Here is a 16,363-nt window from a genome sequence, read left to right on the forward strand (position 1 = left end):
GCGCTAATATCCTCACCCGCTGGGGAATCAATTCCCCAGCTAATAGCGAAAGTCCATTTTAATGGACTGGAAGATGAGTATTGAGTCCACTTGAGTGGACTTAAGCTATTAGCCAGGGATTTGAATCCCTGGCGGGACGACAGCGAAGTGAGTAGCTTTATATATAGTTGAATTCCATTTGTTCTGCAACAAAATTATTTATTATCTAACAAAAGATCGCGTTGAGGATAGATATAAAATGAATCGCATCCTAATTGCTGAAGACGAACCGCGTATTGCCTCCTTTCTAGAAAAAGGATTGAAAGCTAATGGCTTTACTACCGTGGTAGTAGAAGACGGAAATGCAGCAGTTCGTATCGCTGATAGCAAAGATTTTGATTTGTTAATTCTAGATATTGGTTTACCTGGAAAAGATGGTTTCCAAGTATTAGAGGAATTGCGAGGTAGAGGAGAAAAAATTCCTGTAATTATTCTCACAGCACGCGATGATGTCACTGATAAAGTGGCGGGATTGGAAGGCGGTGCGGATGATTATGTTACGAAACCTTTTCGCTTTGAAGAATTGTTGGCGCGTGTGAGGGTAAGGTTGCGCGATCGCACTTCTTCTGCTACTAGCAAAGATGATACGATCGTTCGCACAGGAGATATCGTGTTGGACTTGCGATCGCGCCGCGTTACAGTAGGCGATCGCACTGTCGAATTATCCACTCGTGAATTCATTTTAGCCGAAACTTTCGTCAGACATCCCGGACAAGTTTTTAGTCGAGAACAACTGCTCGATCGCGTTTGGGGTTACGATTACGATCCCGGTTCTAATATTGTCGATGTTTACGTCGGTTATCTCCGCAAAAAATTAGGTAGCGATAAAATAGAAACTGTCAGAGGAATGGGATATCGATTTTGTACGTAGATTGGAAGATTTAAAGTGAGGAAATCGTCATCGATCGAGCAAGGAAAAGTTATCTTGTGATATAATTATATCATCCAAAAAATTAGAGGTAAAACCAATGGCAACCGAACGCTGGACTGATGAAATGCTCGATAAATTAGCTGAAAAGGTCGAAAAAAATGCGGAAGCGATCGAAAAAAATACAGAAGCGATCGAAAAACTAACAGAAAATGCCAAAGAGTTGAATATCCGTTTTAGCGTTTATCAACAAGCATCCCAGAGGGTCGTCAACTTAGCATTCGGTCTATTAGCAACGGCAACCATCACAACTATTATTACTGCCGTTTTTAAGAAATAAGTCTGGTACGTACCCACTGTCGCGAAAAAAGTGCTTTTCTAGATTTAAACCGCTCCCTGAAACAATATATTCTTCTAAATTACTACAACCAAATCGAATCAAAAATCCGGTTTATTGGAAAAACCGGGTTGGTTGCATTGGATTAGATGAGAAAATTCTCATCTGACTTTCATGAAACTTTTAAACTTATCTATAAAAATAATAACAATAACGTTTTTGGTGTGGGAGCGAGATGATCTTAGCATCTACCAAGGAATTACAAAACTACCAATGGCATAATCTGCCAGCAGATAAACTTGCATATATTCTCAAAACTGACTTAGCCTCAGAGCAATCAAACTGGATATCGGAAATCGTAAACTCTCTCCAACCTAATTACGATCGACCATTACCCAACAGGCAATTACCGTGTTAGAAGCATTCGTATTCGCCACAATATTGTGCGGATTTTTCGGCACCATCCTCAAAAAGAACCTGGTGATGAAGATTGTCTCGATGGATGTCATGAGTGCAGGGGTGGTCGCCTATTACGTAGTAGTTGCATCGCGAGACGGTTTCTTAACACCCATTTTATCCACTGTCAAAAATGGCTCTTATGCCGATCCAGTACCCCAAGCGGTGATTTTAACCGCGATCGTTATCGGTCTTTCGATTCAAGCTTTAATGCTAGTCGGAGTAATGAAGCTGTCACGAGATAATCCCACCTTAGAAAGTAACGAGATCGAGAAAAACAATACACCATGAATAACATAACGATCGCATGGATCGCATTCCCGTTTTTTGTGGGGTTCGTCATTTATCTACTCCCCAAACTCGATCGATATCTCAGTCTGGGTACAGCTATTGTTTCGGCTGCATATGCCTTTTGGCTATTTGCCCAACCCTCACCGCTAAAACTGATATTACTCGATAATTTTGGTGTCACATTAGAAGCTGACCAATTAAGCGGCTTCTTTATCTTAACCAACGCCCTCGTCACCCTTGCCGTTATTCTCTACTGCTGGGATACTGGGAAGAGCGCTTTTTTTTACGCCCAAGCAATCATTTTGCACGGTAGCGTCAACGCCGCCTTTGTTTGTGCCGATTTTGTCAGTTTATACGTAGCGTTAGAGGTAAGCGGTATCGCCGCCTTTCTTTTAATAGCTTATCCCCGCACAGATCGATCGATTTGGGTAGGCTTGCGCTATCTCTTTGTTAGCAACATCGCCATGTTGTTTTATCTAATTGGCGCAGTTCTAGTCTATCAAGCTCATCATTCCTTTGCTTTTGCAGGTTTGCGGGGGTCGCCTCCAGAAGCACTTGCCCTAATTTTTCTAGGACTATTAGTAAAAGGCGGTATTTTTGTATCCGGATTGTGGCTACCCTTGACCCACTCCGAATCGGAAAGCCCAGTATCGGCTTTGCTGTCGGGAATTGTCGTTAAAAGCGGCATTTTTCCCCTCGTGCGTTGCGCGTTAGTTTTGGATGAGATCGACCCCATTGTCAGGTTCTTCGGCGTCGCTACAGCCCTGCTAGGCGTTTTCTATGCCGTATTTGAAAAGGATAGCAAGCGAATGCTGGCTTTTCACACGGTTTCCCAATTAGGCTTTGTCCTTGCGGCACCTAAAGTCGGCGGATTTTATGCGCTGACCCACGGCTTGGTCAAATCCGCACTTTTTTTAATTGCGGGGGTTTTACCGAGTCGAAATTTTAAAGAACTGCAACATCAGCCGATCGATACCTCAATTTGGATCGCCCTAGTGATGGCGAGTTTCTCGATATCGGGTTTTCCTTTGTTGTCCGGCTTTGGCGCGAAGGTTTTGACAACGAAGAATCTAGTTCCTTGGCAAGTTATCGCTATGAATATTGCCGCACTTGGAACCGCAATATCCTTTGCTAAATTCATCTTTTTACCTCATCAAAAAACAGAAAAAAAACAGAATAATCATCCTGGGTTTTGGGCAGCGATGATAGTGCTAATCGGCGGACTGATAGGAGCAAATGTTGTCTATTATGACGCCTACAATCTTGAAAATATCATCAAACCACTGGCAACGATCGCTCTAGGATGGCTGGCATACTTGCTGATTTTTAAACACGCAAAAATTAAGTTGCCGCGTTTCGGAGAGAAATTTGACGATTTGGTCGGTTTTATGAGTCTGGTTTTGATTCTACTATTTTGGATGGGGTTTGCATGGCTGGGGATTTAATATTGCGATTACTGATTTGGTTTTTGCTCACTGCTGATTTTAGTTGGATAAATATCTTCCTGGGTATTCACATAGCCATCTTATTGCCCTTGGGCTACAAATCCCCTGGAGCGTTAGACGATTGGCTGAGTGTGCTGGGAAAAATCATCGTCGCGATTCCCCAGGCGTATATTGAGGCATTCGATATCATCTTGCGTCCCCATCACTACGAAGATGTCGTCCTCGAACGAGTCGAAGAACGACGTACACCGGGCTTGATCTTTCTCGATATATTCTTAATCACCTTTACACCCAAAACCATTGTGTTGAGATATCGCGAAGATGGTTGCTACGAAGTACACCGGGTTTGCCGGAGGAAAAGCCCATGATGAACTTCTTCTTAATTGCCATGATTCTAGCGTTGCTAATTCCCATCTACGATGCTTGGAAAAATGAGGATATCTGGCGAAGAATGTTGGCCTTTGGCAGTATCTCGACCAAGGCAGCAATTACAATTTTGTTTGTCTCTGTATTGCGCGATGATTGGATGATCGGGATTGTCGGCGTGATGATCCTAACTGTAGGTAATGCCGCCTTAATGTTACTCGCACAAATCATCAAGAGGATCGGCGAAGCATGATTGACCTATTGAGTTATACCTGCATAGGTATAGGAATTTTCTTCTCATTTTGGGGAACTTCTCACCTCCTCACTCAGCGATCGGTCTTATTCAAACTGCACAGTCTTTCAGTTGCAGATACGCTTGGATCGATGAGTATTATGTTTGGACTTTTGCTGAAAAGACCCAGAGAATGGCCTTTGTTGCTCCTCGCCATTATCTGTTTGGCACTGTGGAATACGATGTTGGGATATGTGTTGGCATACTGTGCAAGTAGCCGGGGGAAATATGAATGATAGCTATGTTTATATCATCACTGCCCTACTGCCTTTAGCTGCTTTGATGGTAGTGCTTCAGGTTAATCCCTACGATGCTTTGGTCATTCGGGGAATACTGGGCGCAATATCGGCAATGTTATATGCAATTTTAGGAGCGCCGGATGTAGCGCTGACAGAAGCTTTGGTGGGGACGCTGTTAGCAATTACTCTCTATGCGGTGGCGGTGCGTTCTTCCCTGGTGATGCGTCTGGGTGTGCTGAAAGATGAGTTAGCTCAAGCCGAAGTTGAAAGACATTTTGGGCAAATAATGAATGAGTTACGCACGATTTTTCGCAAACATTATATGCGTCTGGAGTTAGTCCCGTACATGGATAGGGAAGAGTTGCATCGGGCGCTAATGGAAAAAGAAGTTCACACTATTTGCGCTACACAAGCAGTGGATGAGGACAAAGAAAAGCAACCCTATCAAACTGTAACTAGGCTGCAACGTCTTTATGACATTATGCAAAGCGAACTTTCCACACCTGCTACGAGCTTGACTTATGTTAGTGCATCAGAATCAGGGGAGCAGAAACATTAATGAAATGGGTTTACATTGCAGCAGGAATCGCATTTTACATCAAAATGCTGGTATTACCAAACGCATCGCTGGGCTTCGATCTCTCTATTGTAGAAGCGATCGTCAAAGATAGTGGTGTACCTAGTGCGGTCGCTGGGATTATTTTACGGAATCGGCTGTATGACACCATCTTTGAAGTCGTAGTATTTACGATCGCCATTATGGGGGCTAATTTTCTACTAGCTAATGAAAAACCCACCAGCAAAATCTATCAATTTACCGATCGACCCTCCATTGTACTAGCGCGTTTGGGAGCAACTATTTCCGCCTTGGTGAGTATCGAACTGGCGATTCGGGGACATCTCAGCCCAGGCGGTGGATTTGCGGCGGGTGTGGCGGGTGGAACTGCGATCGGTCTAATCGCCATTACCTCATCACCGGAAAGGATGCAGGCGATTTACAAGCGCTGTTTCGCCGCTACTTCCGAGAAGCTTTCGGTGCTTATTTTTATCATCTTGTCAGTGCTGACTTTGGCTGGATATGAATTACCGCACGGACAGATGGGTTTACTTGTCAGCGGGGGAGTAATTCCTATACTCAATATCTTGGTAGCAATAAAAGTGGCTTTGGGGTCTTGGGCGGTGGTTTTGATTTTTATTCGCTATCGAGGATTGTTGTGAAAGATGAAGTTATTCGATACTTAGGGGCATAAATTTTTTTCATCAATTTGTAGGTTGGGATGAGCAGAGCGAATCCCAACATCCAAGTTATACCCCTTTTTAAGGAACTGTTCCAGGTGCAGAAGTCACCGAGAGAAGAAGAAGACAATAAAACAGCGTAATCCAAGCTGGCTTGGTATGACTGGGTGAGAATTTTCTCATCAAGCTTTCATCAAATTTTTAAACCTATTTTCAAAAATAAGAGTAATGTTTTGAGGTGGCAATATGACTTTAACAGCTACTAATGAATTCCAAGAACACCAATGGCATAATCTACCAGAAGATAAAGTAGCAATTATTCTGGAAACTGACTTAGAGAACGGTTTATCAGCCAGCGAAATAGGGGAAAGACAGCGAGAGTTTGGCTTAAATCAACTCACTGCGAAGGAAGGAAAACCAGCTTGGTTAAAGTTTATACTTCAATTTAATCAGCCACTACTGATTATCTTGGTATGTGCGGGCGCAATTAAAGCAATACTGGGTGAATGGATCAACGCTGGGGTAATTTGGGGCGTCACTACTACGAACGCGATTATTAGTTTTACTCAGGAAGCGCAAGCGGAAAATGCGATCGCAGCTTTAGCTTCCGCCGTCCGCACAGAAGCTACCGTGATTCGCGACGGCAAAAAATTAAAAATTTCCTCGGAAGAATTGGTTCCCGGTGACTTAGTTTTACTCACCTCTGGCGATAAAGTACCCGCCGATTTGCGATTAATTAAAGTCCGCGATTTGCAAATAGATGAATCAGCACTTACTGGCGAATCAGTAGCAGTAGAAAAATACGAAGAAGTAGAAGGAACAGTAGTTTTACCGCCAGAAACTCCACTCGCAGAACGCAGCAATATGGCTTATGCGGGAGGTTTCGTTACCTTCGGACAAGGTAGCGGTATTGTTGTTGCTACGGGAAATAATACCGAAACAGGTAAAATTTCCAAATTAATCGAACAAAGAGTAGATCTCACCACTCCGTTAACTCGCAAATTCAATCAATTCAGTCAAAATTGGTTGTACTTTGTCCTATTCATGGCTACCCTTACTTTTGCGGTAGGTTTAGGACAAAGAAATTTTAAAGATGCGGTAGAACCAGCAGTTGCTTTAATTGTGGGTGCAATTCCGGAAGGTTTGCCAGCAGTTATTACAGTAACTTTAGCTGTGGGTGTGGCGAGAATGGCACGCCGCCACGCGATTATCCGCAAATTGCCAGCAGTAGAAACCCTCGGAAGTGCCACTGTTATCTGTTCCGATAAAACGGGAACTTTGACCGAAAATCAGATGACAGTACAAGCAATTTATGCTGGAAGTGCGGGCTATACGGTTAGCGGTACTGGCTACAATCCCAAAGGGGAAATCCTGCAAAATCAACAACCAATTGATGTTAAAAATTATCATACATTACAAGAATGCTTGTTAGCGGGATTGTTGTGTAATGATTCTCATTTAGAGCAGAAGAATGGAAATTGGGTAGTAATTGGCGATCCGACGGAAGGCGCGTTAATTACTGCTGGTAGTAAAGCCGGATTACTTCAACAAGCTGTAGAAAGATTGAATCCCCGATTAGATTCCATTCCGTTTGAATCTGATTTTCAATATATGGCAACTCTGCATGAAACTCGCGGAAGTAAAACTATTTATGTCAAAGGTTCGGCAGAGGCAATTCTCAAACGTTGCCAGACAATGTTGGATGGGAAAGGCAATGTTATCGAGTTAAATTTAGCACCGATTGAAAAAGCTGTGGAAACTTTGGCGAAACAAGGTTTGCGGGTGCTAACTTTTGCGAAGAAAAATGTACCGAACGAGCAAAAGACGGTAAATCATACCGATCTGGAAGCAGGGCTGATTTTCTTAGGTTTGCAGGGGATGATCGATCCGCCGAGAAAAGAAGCGATCGCAGCTGTTCACGCCTGCCAAGCTGCGGGTATCCAGGTAAAAATGATTACTGGCGATCACGTAACTACCGCTCAAGCGATCGCTCGCAGAATGGGTTTCCGCAACCGCAACAAGAAAATCGTCGCCTACACGGGTGCGGAACTCGCCCAAATGAAGAAAAACGAACTCGCAGAAGCGGTAGAGGAAGGCGTAGTTTTTGCCCGCGTCGCCCCAGAACAAAAGCTGCGAATTGTGGAAGCTTTGCAAGCGAAAGGCGAAATCGTGGCGATGACGGGGGACGGTGTAAATGATGCACCCGCCCTCAAACAAGCGGATATCGGTATTGCGATGGGTAGCGGTACGGAAGTTTCTAAGGAAGCATCCGATATGTTACTAACTAATAATAATTTTGCTTCCATTGCGGCGGCGGTGGAAGAAGGGCGATCGGTTTACAAAAACCTTTTGAAGGCAATTTGCTTTATTCTGCCTGTTAATGGTGGAGAATCGATGACAATTTTAATTAGCACGTTATTGGGCAGAGAAATGCCGATTTTATCGCTACAAATTCTCTGGCTGAATATGCTTAACTCTATCACTATGACGGTGCCGCTATCGTTTGAACCGAAGACTGCTGGGGTAATGAAAAACCCACCCCGTCCGGCGAACGAACCTTTCCTAACTCAGAATCGCATTAAGCGAATTTTGGCGGTTTCTCTTTATAACTGGACTTTGATTTTCGGGATGTTTGAATGGGTGCGACAAGCAGATTGGGGTAGTATAGAATTAGCCCGTACAATGGCAATTCAAGCTTTAGTGATGGGGAGGATTTTTTATCTATTGAGCATCAGCCAATTGTTACCTTCTCTGATGGCTAAGTTTAATGGTTCTCAGGAAAAAGTGAGCGGTGCGCCTGCTTTGGCAGTGGGAATTGTGGTAGCGGTAATCCTGCAAATTATCTTTGCTAATTCTACGTTTATTAATGGCATATTTCAAACTGCGCCGATGACGCTGGATCAATGGTTGATTTGTTTTGGTGCTAGCTTACCGATGATTGCGATCGCTGCTTCCGTTAACCGCTTCGATCCTCCCAATTGATGAGGGGGGAGTGGGGGAGTGGGGGAGGGGGGGAGTGGAAGAATTAATATTTTCGCTTTTCCCTGTTTCCTCTTCCCTTTCTCTCTTGCCCTAGCCCCTAACCCCTTTCCCCTCTTAGACTTGACTCAGACAAGATTCGCTGTTCATCACGATGCGATCGCGTCCCCATTTTTTGGCTTGATAAAGTGCGCGATCGGCAGTAGCAACCAACTCATTTGGAGACACATCTGGAGTGGGAATGACACAAGCCAGTCCAGCACTTAAAGTAATCGTATCGCTCACCGATGAAGCAGTATGGGGAATTTGCAAATCTTTGACTCTAATTTGGATTTCTTTTGCCACTCGCAATCCCCCTTTGAGATCGGTGTTAGGCAAAATCACAGCAAATTCTTCTCCTCCATAGCGGGCAACTAAATCTGCTGGGCGCTTCACTGCCCGCTGAATAGCTTTAGCAACCAAACGCAAACATTCATCTCCTGCTTGATGTCCGTAGGTATCGTTATAGGTTTTAAAAGAGTCGATATCGCACAAAATTAAAGATAAAGGCTGTTTTTCGCGTGCTAAAATCAACAACTGCTGCATTAAATATTCATCAAACTTCCGCCGATTAGCTAGATGCGTTAAACCATCTGAACTTGCTAAGCGCTGTAACTGTTCGTTGGCTGCTTGCAATTGTTGATAAAGTTCTGCTTGTTGAATAGCGATCGCTAATTGATTTGCCAGTTGCTCGATCAACTCTATCTCCAAAGGCTGCCATTCTCTAGATGCTTTACACTGCTGCACCATCAACAGTCCCCATAAATTTTCTCCTTGCATAATCGGAACCTCTAAATTGGCTTTTACACCCCAATTTTTTAATAGTTCAATATGGCATCTGGGGAAATTAGCGGCAGTATAAATGTCTTCTATGGCGCGGATTTTACCCTGCTGATAGTAAGCAAAACTATTGCTATTCAAACAACAGTCAGGCATAATATTTCCTACTATAGATGTGCAATCGGGAGCTAGAGATTCTACCGTCACATTGCCCACTTTTAGAATACGGCTGCTTTTATGGGTGCTACACTGAAAGCGGAAAATCAGAGCGCGATCGGTCTGAAGAAATTGCCGCACTTCCGTCACAGCAGTGTTGAGGACTTCATCCAGGTTCAGAGACTGCCGGATATGCTGAGTAATTACCCCCATCAGCCGCTCTCGTTCGGTTTGCAACCGCATAGCCTCTTCTGCCCATTTCCGCTTGCTGATATCTTCAGCTGTACCTAGAATTTGTTTGGGCATACCTTCAGGCGTTCTCGTGAAAACCAATTCCCGGCTGTGAAACCAAAACCATTCACCCGATCGATGTTTGATGCGATACTCTCTTTCAAGAATGTCACCGTCTTGTGCAATGGCAAACTTTTCCATCTGTGCGGTGACTTGCGATAAATCTTCAGGATGGATCGAATTAGCAAATAACTGACCGCCCCCCTGTATAATCTCTTCATCTGTATAACCCAACAATAAATCTACTTGGCGATTGAAATATATATACCGCTTTTCCACTAAGTCATAAATGTAGATAAGATATGGAGTAGCATCAGCAATTTTTTGAATAAAATGCTGGCTTTGGATTAGTGCATCTTCAATTTTTTTGCGTTCTTTAACTTCTTCCAAAGCTCGATCGCGCATAACGCGGTAATCTTGGATACGGTGTGTCAAATCCGTCACATCCTCTATTACTAAAAGGGCATAAAACGAATTGCGATTTTCAACTTTGGCGATCTTTCCTTCGTTCTGTTTAAGGCTGTCGCCAAACAAGGGAGAATTACGCTTCACAAATCCGATCCGTTTATACTTGGTAACGCGCTTCTTATTTTTGCCAGCCTCGCCAACACCTTCGAGATGGGAACTACTGGGTTTTTGGCGAATTTTGACAATATCTAACTGCACACCAGTATCGTGCGATCGAAAACCATATCCCGAAGCGCTATCCCAGCAAGAGCGAAATCTAAAATTCCCAGCCGGTACAGCCGTTACAGTCGTATGTTGGATACGCCACCTTCCATCCGGCAGCTGAGCGGGAATAATCGACTGATGTAGTTGTGCGGAAAAGATAGTTGGTGGCCCTCCTTCAAAAATTTGCTTCAGTCTATGGGTGTACTTAGGCTGATGCAGATGCGGAAAATAAATGCCGATATCCTTTAAGAGGATTTCGCTTCTAGAAATTCCCGTCCAGTCTTCCAAACATCGGTTCCAAAAAAGAACGCTAAAATCTTCTCGGAGAACGCAAACCCCTTCGGGAACCCGATCAAGAATACCGAAATCTTTCTGGGCAGCCTGAATCTCGTTCATCATCACTCTCAAAAGCTAGCTCAATGGCTTTAAGCATGGCGTCAAAGGAACCCACTTTAAAAATTAAAATAATATCTCCAGCAATTTGTAGTTGCTCGATCGTAAAACGGGTATGCGCCAAAAAAACGCTGGCATTGGCATCAAGTTCCTTAGACATAAGCAACCTGTCAACCATACCTTCTAGGTAAGTGGGTAGCGAGTATTCTAGATGTTGCGCTAACACGTTACTTAGGGAACCCATGACACCGTTGAGAACTATATTGCCCACTTCCAGCAAGGTTCCTATTTTGACAGAATCGAGATCGGGAGTACCCACAACCTCATCTGTGAGAACCTCTACAAGGGTAGATGCACTTTCAGTCGGAAAAATTAGCTCGGCAGTGCCACTAAATGCGCCGCTGAAGTTCAAGCGTACCGTGGAAAGTAGATCTCCATTGAATCTCTTTTTCAGCTCCGGACACAACTCAGGAGGAGAAAGCAGCTTGATGTAAGGGATTCGCAGGCAGATCGGAGAACCGATCATCTCATTGAGTACGCCAGCAGCTCGACCCACGCCAATATTGACTAATTCCTGCAAAATATCTATTTGGTCAACAGTTAGGTTCATACATTCCTTCCTGGGTCGCCCCTAGAGCCTTTTTGACCCAATGCCTCAGATCGTCTGATTTCGGTAGTTTGTGGAGAACTGTCAAGGCTCCCAGTTGCGAGCATTCCTGACGAGTGCTTTCCTGAACGTCTGCTGTGACTACAATTGTCGGCACTTGCAAACCTTCTTCGCGCATCGCTTTGAGAACTTGCAGCCCCCCCATTTCGGGCATTAAAAGGTCTAGCACAACACAATCTGGCTTATGGGCGCGAACCATCTCCAGACCTTCCAATCCATTCGCCGCCTCCAAAATGGAGTAGCCCTCTGGTTTCAAGATCTTTTGGAGCATCTTGCGGAGCAAAGCTGCATCTTCTATGATTAAAACCAATGCCACTATTTTTGTTCCTCAATTTTTTTTAATTTAAGTAAATTTCTGTAATAATAGAACAGAGGTGAACAGTAGTAACCATAGCATCTTGCCATACTGGTTGATACTGAATATTCATTTTACGTCATCCAAAGGGTATTTGTTGAGGGGATTCCTACTTATTCGGTCTGAAATATTACACCTGAGTTGTTATACTCTGTGATATTGGCGATGACAAGGTTAACGATCGCTTTACCTGTTATCGTTGGCAAGTATTTGCAAATGTAAAATCAGCTATGAAACCATTACTCACAAGCTTTGCTATATTTTCTACACTGCTGCTCGTACAAGGTTGTTCGTCATCAGTTAAGTCTGGAGAAATATCTAACCCAGGTGCAGCAAAGCCGCATGATGGCCACATGATGAGTAGCGAGAAAACACCAGTCGCTGCATCAGATCCTCATGCAGGACATATGATGGAAGATCAGGCACATCATCATACAGATACCGATAAGGGAAATACAGCGCAAACTAAAGCACAGTTGAGCGATCGCAAAAATATTCAACCTAATAAACCTGTTATTTTAGGCATAAACATTCAAGATGTAAAGGGTAAGGCAGTTACTAAGTTTGATACATTTCAGGAAAAACTCATACACCTGATTGTGGTCAGCGACGACCTTCAGCATTTCGCTCACCTCCATCCCACTTATAAGCAAAATGGACGCTTTGAAGTAGAAGCTAAATTTCCGCAACCGGGAAATTATACTTTGTTTGCGGATTACAAACCATCCGGGCAAAAAGAACAAGTTTCCCTCCTCAAAGAAACTGTACCCGGAGTCAGCAAACCCGTACCGAAAATTGACTTGAATACCGCCAAGAGTTTTGGCGATACTAAGGTGAATATCACTTTTTCCGAACCAAAACTAAAAGCAGGTCAAACAATACACGTAATATTCAATCTCAGGAATAACTCCAACCAACCAATCGCTGATTTGCAACCTTATTTGGGAGAAAGAGGGCATTTAGTTATAGTAAAACAATCATCTAAATTGACCAAATCAGACTACATTCACGCGCACGCTATGAAACATAACTCCCCCGGAGAAGTTCATTTTATGACCGCATTTCCGCAAGCGGGAAAATATAAACTTTGGGGTCAGTTTCAGCGCAATGGCAAAATTGTCACGGCTGATTTTTGGGTAAACGTTGAATAGTCGCCAGTTGAGTTGAGGAAAAAGATGAACGACAGCAAATGGCGCATCCCCTTTTTGGCAGCAGTTTGTGCTTTGACCGCCATCCTTTCGAGTTGTGGTAAACCTGCAACTGACAACCGCACGCAAAACACCAGCACCCCAACAGCAACTCAACCGGGAGTCTTGGTTTACGGTTCCGGCGGACAACCGGTCAATTTGGAACCAGGGAATATTACCGACGGCAATTCGATCGTCGTCCATTACCAAATTTACGATCGCTTGCTGGAAGCTAAACCGGGATCTAGCGAACTGCAACCCGACCTAGCTACTTCTTGGTCTGTTTCTGGAGATGGCAAAGTTTGGACTTTTAAGCTGCGTTCGGGAGTTAAGTTTCACGACGGCACCGATTTTAATGCCGCAGCCGTGAAATTTAATGTGGAAAGATGGTGGGATGCCAAACACCCCAACGGTTATCGCAATGTCGGTAAATCTTATGAAATTTGGCAACAACTTTTTGGCGGTTTTAAGGGAGAACCTAACTCGCTGCTACAAGATATCGTAGTTGTCGATAACTCTACGATTCAGTTTAAGCTCAAGCAACCTTTCGCTGTTTTTCCTGCCGCCATCGGTTCTGGCTACTTCGGCATTGCCAGTCCCACCGCCGTTAAAAAAGCCGCTGCCAGTTACGGCACTCCCAGTGGGTTGGCAGTGGGAACCGGGCCGTTTATTTTTAAGGAATGGCGCACGGGCGATCGCATCATTTTACAGAAAAATCCCAACTACTGGCAAAAAGGTTTTCCCAAAGTCAACCAAGTAGTAATTCGGTTTATCAACGACCCAGCGGCTAGATTAGCCCAACTCAGAGCCGGACAAATCGATTTTACTGTCGATTTAGCGCCAGATCAAAGCAAAGAAATCGCAAAAGATGCCAACTTAGTCGCCGTTCCTCGTCCTTCTTTTAATGTCGGTTATTTGGCACTCAATCCCAGTTACAAGCCGCTGGCGGATGTCAGGGTCAGACAGGCGATCGCATCTGCCATCAATAAAGAGCAAATCGTGCCAGCTTTTTGGGGTAACCTGGGTACAAGCGACCCTCACTTCACCGCCCCATCTTTAAAGTGGGCGCAATCAACCAAAATTACCGACTACAAATTTAACCCGCAAACAGCCAAGCAATTGCTCGCTCAAGCTGGCTATCCCAATGGTTTTAATTTAGAACTTTGGTATATGCCCGTTTCCCGTCCTTATTTCCCGACTCCCAAACCGATTGGAGAAGCTTTCGCTGCCGACTTGAATGCGATCGGCATTCGCGTTAAACTCAATACTAAAGATTGGGCAGCTTACTTGGAAGATCGCCGCAAAGCACCTGGCTTTCAAGCTTTTATGCTCGGCTGGACTGCTGATTACGCTGACCCCGATAGTTTCTACTATCCCCACTTTGGGCCGGGAGCGACTACCGACTTGGGCAATTGGAAAAACGATCGCGTTCTCCAACTTTTAAACAAAGCTAGAGCCACGGTCGATCGCACCGCTAGAGGCAAAATCTATGCCCAGGTCGATGAAATCTTGCATCAGGAAGCTGTGCGTTTGCCGATCGTCCATTCTCAGCCGCTTTTAGCCAGACGCAAGAATATTCAAGGTTGGGTTCCCAGTCCTTTGGGTTCTGAGTCTTTTGAGACGATTACCAAAAATTGATATATTTGGTGTATGCTTGATTGTCTCAAACTTTTGCGATCGCATCTGTACTTTATTGATACGGGAATTTGTCTGTGGGAAGCAAGTGCTAAATTTTTACCACAGATGAATGCAGATGAACACAGATGAACACAGATGAACACAGATGAACACAGATAAGAAAGAGATTTTTTGAGCAATCGATGCAACCCGATCCGATCTGAAGAGTGACTGGAAGCGATTTCATTACCATAAAATTTTAGTTTTGTCAAATCACTCCCAAATCTACTTCACTTTGGCCAGAAAAACTCGTGATTCGATCGGGAGGAAAAGGCGGGCGATCGCACTCGATCGGATAGCAATCACAACGAGAGAATCAAGGTTTGAGGCGGGAAGAAATTAAAAATATCCAAATCGGTCATATGATGCCTCCGATTATTAAACTGTACCACATCTCTCAAACAACGTAAATAGGTAAAATAATTGAGAATATTTAGCGATATTGATTTTTCTTAACAAGCTTGTCAAATACAAAATTACAAATTAAGTCACGGAATATTATTAATATACTTATATATCGACCAAAAGTTACCGCTGGGTGTACAGTAAAAAACATGGGTAAATATATTGCCAAACGCATCCTGGGCTTGCTACCAGTATTATTAGGAATCACCCTATTAGTATTTGCCTTGCTGCAACTCATACCGGGCGATCCAGCCACAATATTATCGGGAGAACGGGCCACACCGGAACAGGTGGCAGCACTCAGAGAACAATTAGGTTTAGATCGACCTTTACCGATACAATATTTTGCCTTTCTCCTCAAGCTAATTCGCTGCGACTTCGGCACAAGTATTATCAGCGGCATTCCCATCGCCGACGAAATCCGAAATCGTTGGCCTGCCACATTTGAATTATCTCTAGCCGCCATGTTGGTAGCGCTTATTCTGGGAATTCCCGCCGGAATTTTCGCCGCAGTTCGCAAGCATAGCTGGTTAGACAATTTATTAATGAGCGGTTCTTTGATTGGTATTTCCCTGCCAGTATACTGGTTAGGCTTGCTATTAATTTACCTATTTGCTGTCAACCTACAAATACTTCCACCCAGCGGTAGAATTAGCATAGCCGCCACTTTCAACTTCCAACCCATCACAGGTTTTTACGTGTTGGATAGTTTGCTCAAATTAGACATAATCTTGTTGAAAGACGTACTATCGCATCTAATTTTACCGGCACTAACTTTAGGTACAATACCCCTAGCCATCATCGCCAGGATTACCCGCAGCGCCATGCTGGAAACTTTATCCCAAGATTACATTCGCACAGCGCGAGCAAAAGGCGTTCCCCAACACTCAGTCATTTGGCAACACGCACTCAAAAATGCCTTTTTGCCGATCGCTACAACAATTGGATTGCAATTCGGTTCCCTTCTCGGCGGCGCAATCCTCACCGAAACCATTTTCTCCTGGCCGGGAATCGGCTTCTGGATATACGAAGGCATTTTAGCGCGAGACTATCCAGTTGTCCAAGGTGGAGTAGTCTTCGTTTCGATCGCATTTGTGCTAATCAACCTGTTAGTCGATCTCTCCTATGTCTTTTTCGATCCCAGAATCGAGTACAATTGACACTCCCCGCTCTCTGATCGACGGGGATTCTTA

Annotated in this window: 17 protein-coding genes; 14 read left to right on the forward strand and 3 right to left on the reverse strand. The window is 44.1% G+C overall.

All coding sequences use genetic code 11. From position 1 onward, the window contains the following. Positions 1 to 238 precede the first annotated feature (238 nt). From ACE1CD_RS31430 to ACE1CD_RS31480, 11 genes are all read left to right on the forward strand, one after another. On the forward strand, positions 239 to 910 hold the full coding sequence (locus ACE1CD_RS31430; RefSeq protein WP_374827286.1) for a response regulator transcription factor: 672 nt from the start codon (positions 239 to 241) through the stop codon (positions 908 to 910). A 97-nt stretch (positions 911 to 1,007) separates the two neighbouring features. Further along, on the forward strand, positions 1,008 to 1,247 hold the full coding sequence (locus ACE1CD_RS31435; RefSeq protein WP_374827287.1) for a hypothetical protein: 240 nt from the start codon (positions 1,008 to 1,010) through the stop codon (positions 1,245 to 1,247). A 232-nt stretch (positions 1,248 to 1,479) separates the two neighbouring features. Next, complete coding sequence (locus ACE1CD_RS31440; RefSeq protein ID WP_374827288.1) at positions 1,480 to 1,662, forward strand: hypothetical protein; 183 nt, start codon at positions 1,480 to 1,482, stop codon at positions 1,660 to 1,662. Beyond that, positions 1,656 to 1,991 carry an NADH-quinone oxidoreductase subunit K gene (locus tag ACE1CD_RS31445; RefSeq protein ID WP_374791555.1) on the forward strand — a complete coding sequence of 112 codons (336 nt, stop codon included), beginning with the start codon at positions 1,656 to 1,658 and terminating at the stop codon, positions 1,989 to 1,991. The genes ACE1CD_RS31440 and ACE1CD_RS31445 overlap by 7 nt, the downstream gene beginning before the upstream one ends. After that, positions 1,988 to 3,436, forward strand: a complete 1,449-nt coding sequence (locus tag ACE1CD_RS31450; RefSeq protein ID WP_374827289.1) for a cation:proton antiporter — start codon at positions 1,988 to 1,990, stop codon at positions 3,434 to 3,436. Before ACE1CD_RS31445 ends, ACE1CD_RS31450 begins: the two co-directional genes overlap by 4 nt. After that, positions 3,421 to 3,804 carry a cation:proton antiporter gene (locus ACE1CD_RS31455; protein WP_374827291.1) on the forward strand — a complete coding sequence of 128 codons (384 nt, stop codon included), beginning with the start codon at positions 3,421 to 3,423 and terminating at the stop codon, positions 3,802 to 3,804. Before ACE1CD_RS31450 ends, ACE1CD_RS31455 begins: the two co-directional genes overlap by 16 nt. Then, complete coding sequence (locus ACE1CD_RS31460; RefSeq protein WP_374791595.1) at positions 3,804 to 4,055, forward strand: hypothetical protein; 252 nt, start codon at positions 3,804 to 3,806, stop codon at positions 4,053 to 4,055. Before ACE1CD_RS31455 ends, ACE1CD_RS31460 begins: the two co-directional genes overlap by 1 nt. Continuing rightward, positions 4,052 to 4,330 (forward strand): monovalent cation/H(+) antiporter subunit G, encoded by a 279-nt coding sequence (locus ACE1CD_RS31465; RefSeq protein ID WP_374791549.1) that lies wholly within the window; start codon positions 4,052 to 4,054, stop codon positions 4,328 to 4,330. The genes ACE1CD_RS31460 and ACE1CD_RS31465 overlap by 4 nt, the downstream gene beginning before the upstream one ends. After that, positions 4,323 to 4,892 carry a DUF4040 domain-containing protein gene (locus tag ACE1CD_RS31470; protein ID WP_374791547.1) on the forward strand — a complete coding sequence of 190 codons (570 nt, stop codon included), beginning with the start codon at positions 4,323 to 4,325 and terminating at the stop codon, positions 4,890 to 4,892. Before ACE1CD_RS31465 ends, ACE1CD_RS31470 begins: the two co-directional genes overlap by 8 nt. Beyond that, positions 4,892 to 5,551 (forward strand): Na(+)/H(+) antiporter subunit B, encoded by a 660-nt coding sequence (locus tag ACE1CD_RS31475; RefSeq protein ID WP_374791545.1) that lies wholly within the window; start codon positions 4,892 to 4,894, stop codon positions 5,549 to 5,551. The genes ACE1CD_RS31470 and ACE1CD_RS31475 overlap by 1 nt, the downstream gene beginning before the upstream one ends. A gap of 264 nt (positions 5,552 to 5,815) precedes the next feature. Next, the gene (locus tag ACE1CD_RS31480) at positions 5,816 to 8,551 is read left to right on the forward strand and encodes an HAD-IC family P-type ATPase (protein WP_374827292.1); all 2,736 of its coding nucleotides are present in this window, start codon (positions 5,816 to 5,818) and stop codon (positions 8,549 to 8,551) included. Between the two features lie 114 nt (positions 8,552 to 8,665). Here ACE1CD_RS31480 and ACE1CD_RS31485 read toward each other — a convergent pair whose 3' ends face one another. Genes ACE1CD_RS31485 through ACE1CD_RS31495 form a run of 3 tightly spaced genes read right to left on the reverse strand, consistent with a single transcriptional unit; the run spans position 8,666 to position 11,862 of the window. Further along, positions 8,666 to 10,882: a diguanylate cyclase domain-containing protein gene (locus tag ACE1CD_RS31485; RefSeq protein WP_374827293.1), complete on the reverse strand. Its 2,217-nt coding sequence runs from the start codon at positions 10,880 to 10,882 to the stop codon at positions 8,666 to 8,668. Then, complete coding sequence (locus ACE1CD_RS31490; protein WP_374827294.1) at positions 10,839 to 11,489, reverse strand: chemotaxis protein CheC; 651 nt, start codon at positions 11,487 to 11,489, stop codon at positions 10,839 to 10,841. The genes ACE1CD_RS31485 and ACE1CD_RS31490 overlap by 44 nt, the downstream gene beginning before the upstream one ends. Beyond that, positions 11,473 to 11,862, reverse strand: coding sequence for a response regulator (locus ACE1CD_RS31495; RefSeq protein ID WP_374827295.1), 390 nt, complete (start codon positions 11,860 to 11,862; stop codon positions 11,473 to 11,475). Before ACE1CD_RS31495 ends, ACE1CD_RS31490 begins: the two co-directional genes overlap by 17 nt. A 269-nt stretch (positions 11,863 to 12,131) precedes the next feature. Between ACE1CD_RS31495 and ACE1CD_RS31500 the strand changes: the two genes are divergently transcribed. From ACE1CD_RS31500 to ACE1CD_RS31510, 3 genes are all read left to right on the forward strand, one after another. Beyond that, positions 12,132 to 13,052 (forward strand): hypothetical protein, encoded by a 921-nt coding sequence (locus ACE1CD_RS31500; RefSeq protein ID WP_374827296.1) that lies wholly within the window; start codon positions 12,132 to 12,134, stop codon positions 13,050 to 13,052. Positions 13,053 to 13,076: 24 nt separating this feature from the next. Next, positions 13,077 to 14,726, forward strand: a complete 1,650-nt coding sequence (locus ACE1CD_RS31505; RefSeq protein ID WP_374791533.1) for an ABC transporter substrate-binding protein — start codon at positions 13,077 to 13,079, stop codon at positions 14,724 to 14,726. A 593-nt stretch (positions 14,727 to 15,319) separates the two neighbouring features. Next, positions 15,320 to 16,330 (forward strand): ABC transporter permease, encoded by a 1,011-nt coding sequence (locus ACE1CD_RS31510; protein WP_374827297.1) that lies wholly within the window; start codon positions 15,320 to 15,322, stop codon positions 16,328 to 16,330. Positions 16,331 to 16,363: the final 33 nt, after the last annotated feature.

This window comes from Aerosakkonema sp. BLCC-F183 (genome assembly GCF_041929145.1).
Classification (GTDB): Bacteria; Cyanobacteriota; Cyanobacteriia; order Cyanobacteriales; family Aerosakkonemataceae; genus Aerosakkonema.

Coding starts and splice junctions, on each gene's coding strand:
- ACE1CD_RS31430 (WP_374827286.1), top strand. CDS start 239: ATGAATCGCATCCTAATTGCTGAAGACGAACCGCGTATTGCCTCCTTT.
- ACE1CD_RS31435 (WP_374827287.1), top strand. CDS start 1,008: ATGGCAACCGAACGCTGGACTGATGAAATGCTCGATAAATTAGCTGAA.
- ACE1CD_RS31440 (WP_374827288.1), top strand. CDS start 1,480: ATGATCTTAGCATCTACCAAGGAATTACAAAACTACCAATGGCATAAT.
- ACE1CD_RS31450 (WP_374827289.1), top strand. CDS start 1,988: ATGAATAACATAACGATCGCATGGATCGCATTCCCGTTTTTTGTGGGG.
- ACE1CD_RS31455 (WP_374827291.1), top strand. CDS start 3,421: ATGGCTGGGGATTTAATATTGCGATTACTGATTTGGTTTTTGCTCACT.
- ACE1CD_RS31460 (WP_374791595.1), top strand. CDS start 3,804: ATGAACTTCTTCTTAATTGCCATGATTCTAGCGTTGCTAATTCCCATC.
- ACE1CD_RS31465 (WP_374791549.1), top strand. CDS start 4,052: ATGATTGACCTATTGAGTTATACCTGCATAGGTATAGGAATTTTCTTC.
- ACE1CD_RS31470 (WP_374791547.1), top strand. CDS start 4,323: ATGAATGATAGCTATGTTTATATCATCACTGCCCTACTGCCTTTAGCT.
- ACE1CD_RS31475 (WP_374791545.1), top strand. CDS start 4,892: ATGAAATGGGTTTACATTGCAGCAGGAATCGCATTTTACATCAAAATG.
- ACE1CD_RS31480 (WP_374827292.1), top strand. CDS start 5,816: ATGACTTTAACAGCTACTAATGAATTCCAAGAACACCAATGGCATAAT.
- ACE1CD_RS31485 (WP_374827293.1), bottom strand. CDS start 10,882: ATGAACGAGATTCAGGCTGCCCAGAAAGATTTCGGTATTCTTGATCGG.
- ACE1CD_RS31490 (WP_374827294.1), bottom strand. CDS start 11,489: ATGAACCTAACTGTTGACCAAATAGATATTTTGCAGGAATTAGTCAAT.
- ACE1CD_RS31500 (WP_374827296.1), top strand. CDS start 12,132: ATGAAACCATTACTCACAAGCTTTGCTATATTTTCTACACTGCTGCTC.
- ACE1CD_RS31505 (WP_374791533.1), top strand. CDS start 13,077: ATGAACGACAGCAAATGGCGCATCCCCTTTTTGGCAGCAGTTTGTGCT.
- ACE1CD_RS31510 (WP_374827297.1), top strand. CDS start 15,320: ATGGGTAAATATATTGCCAAACGCATCCTGGGCTTGCTACCAGTATTA.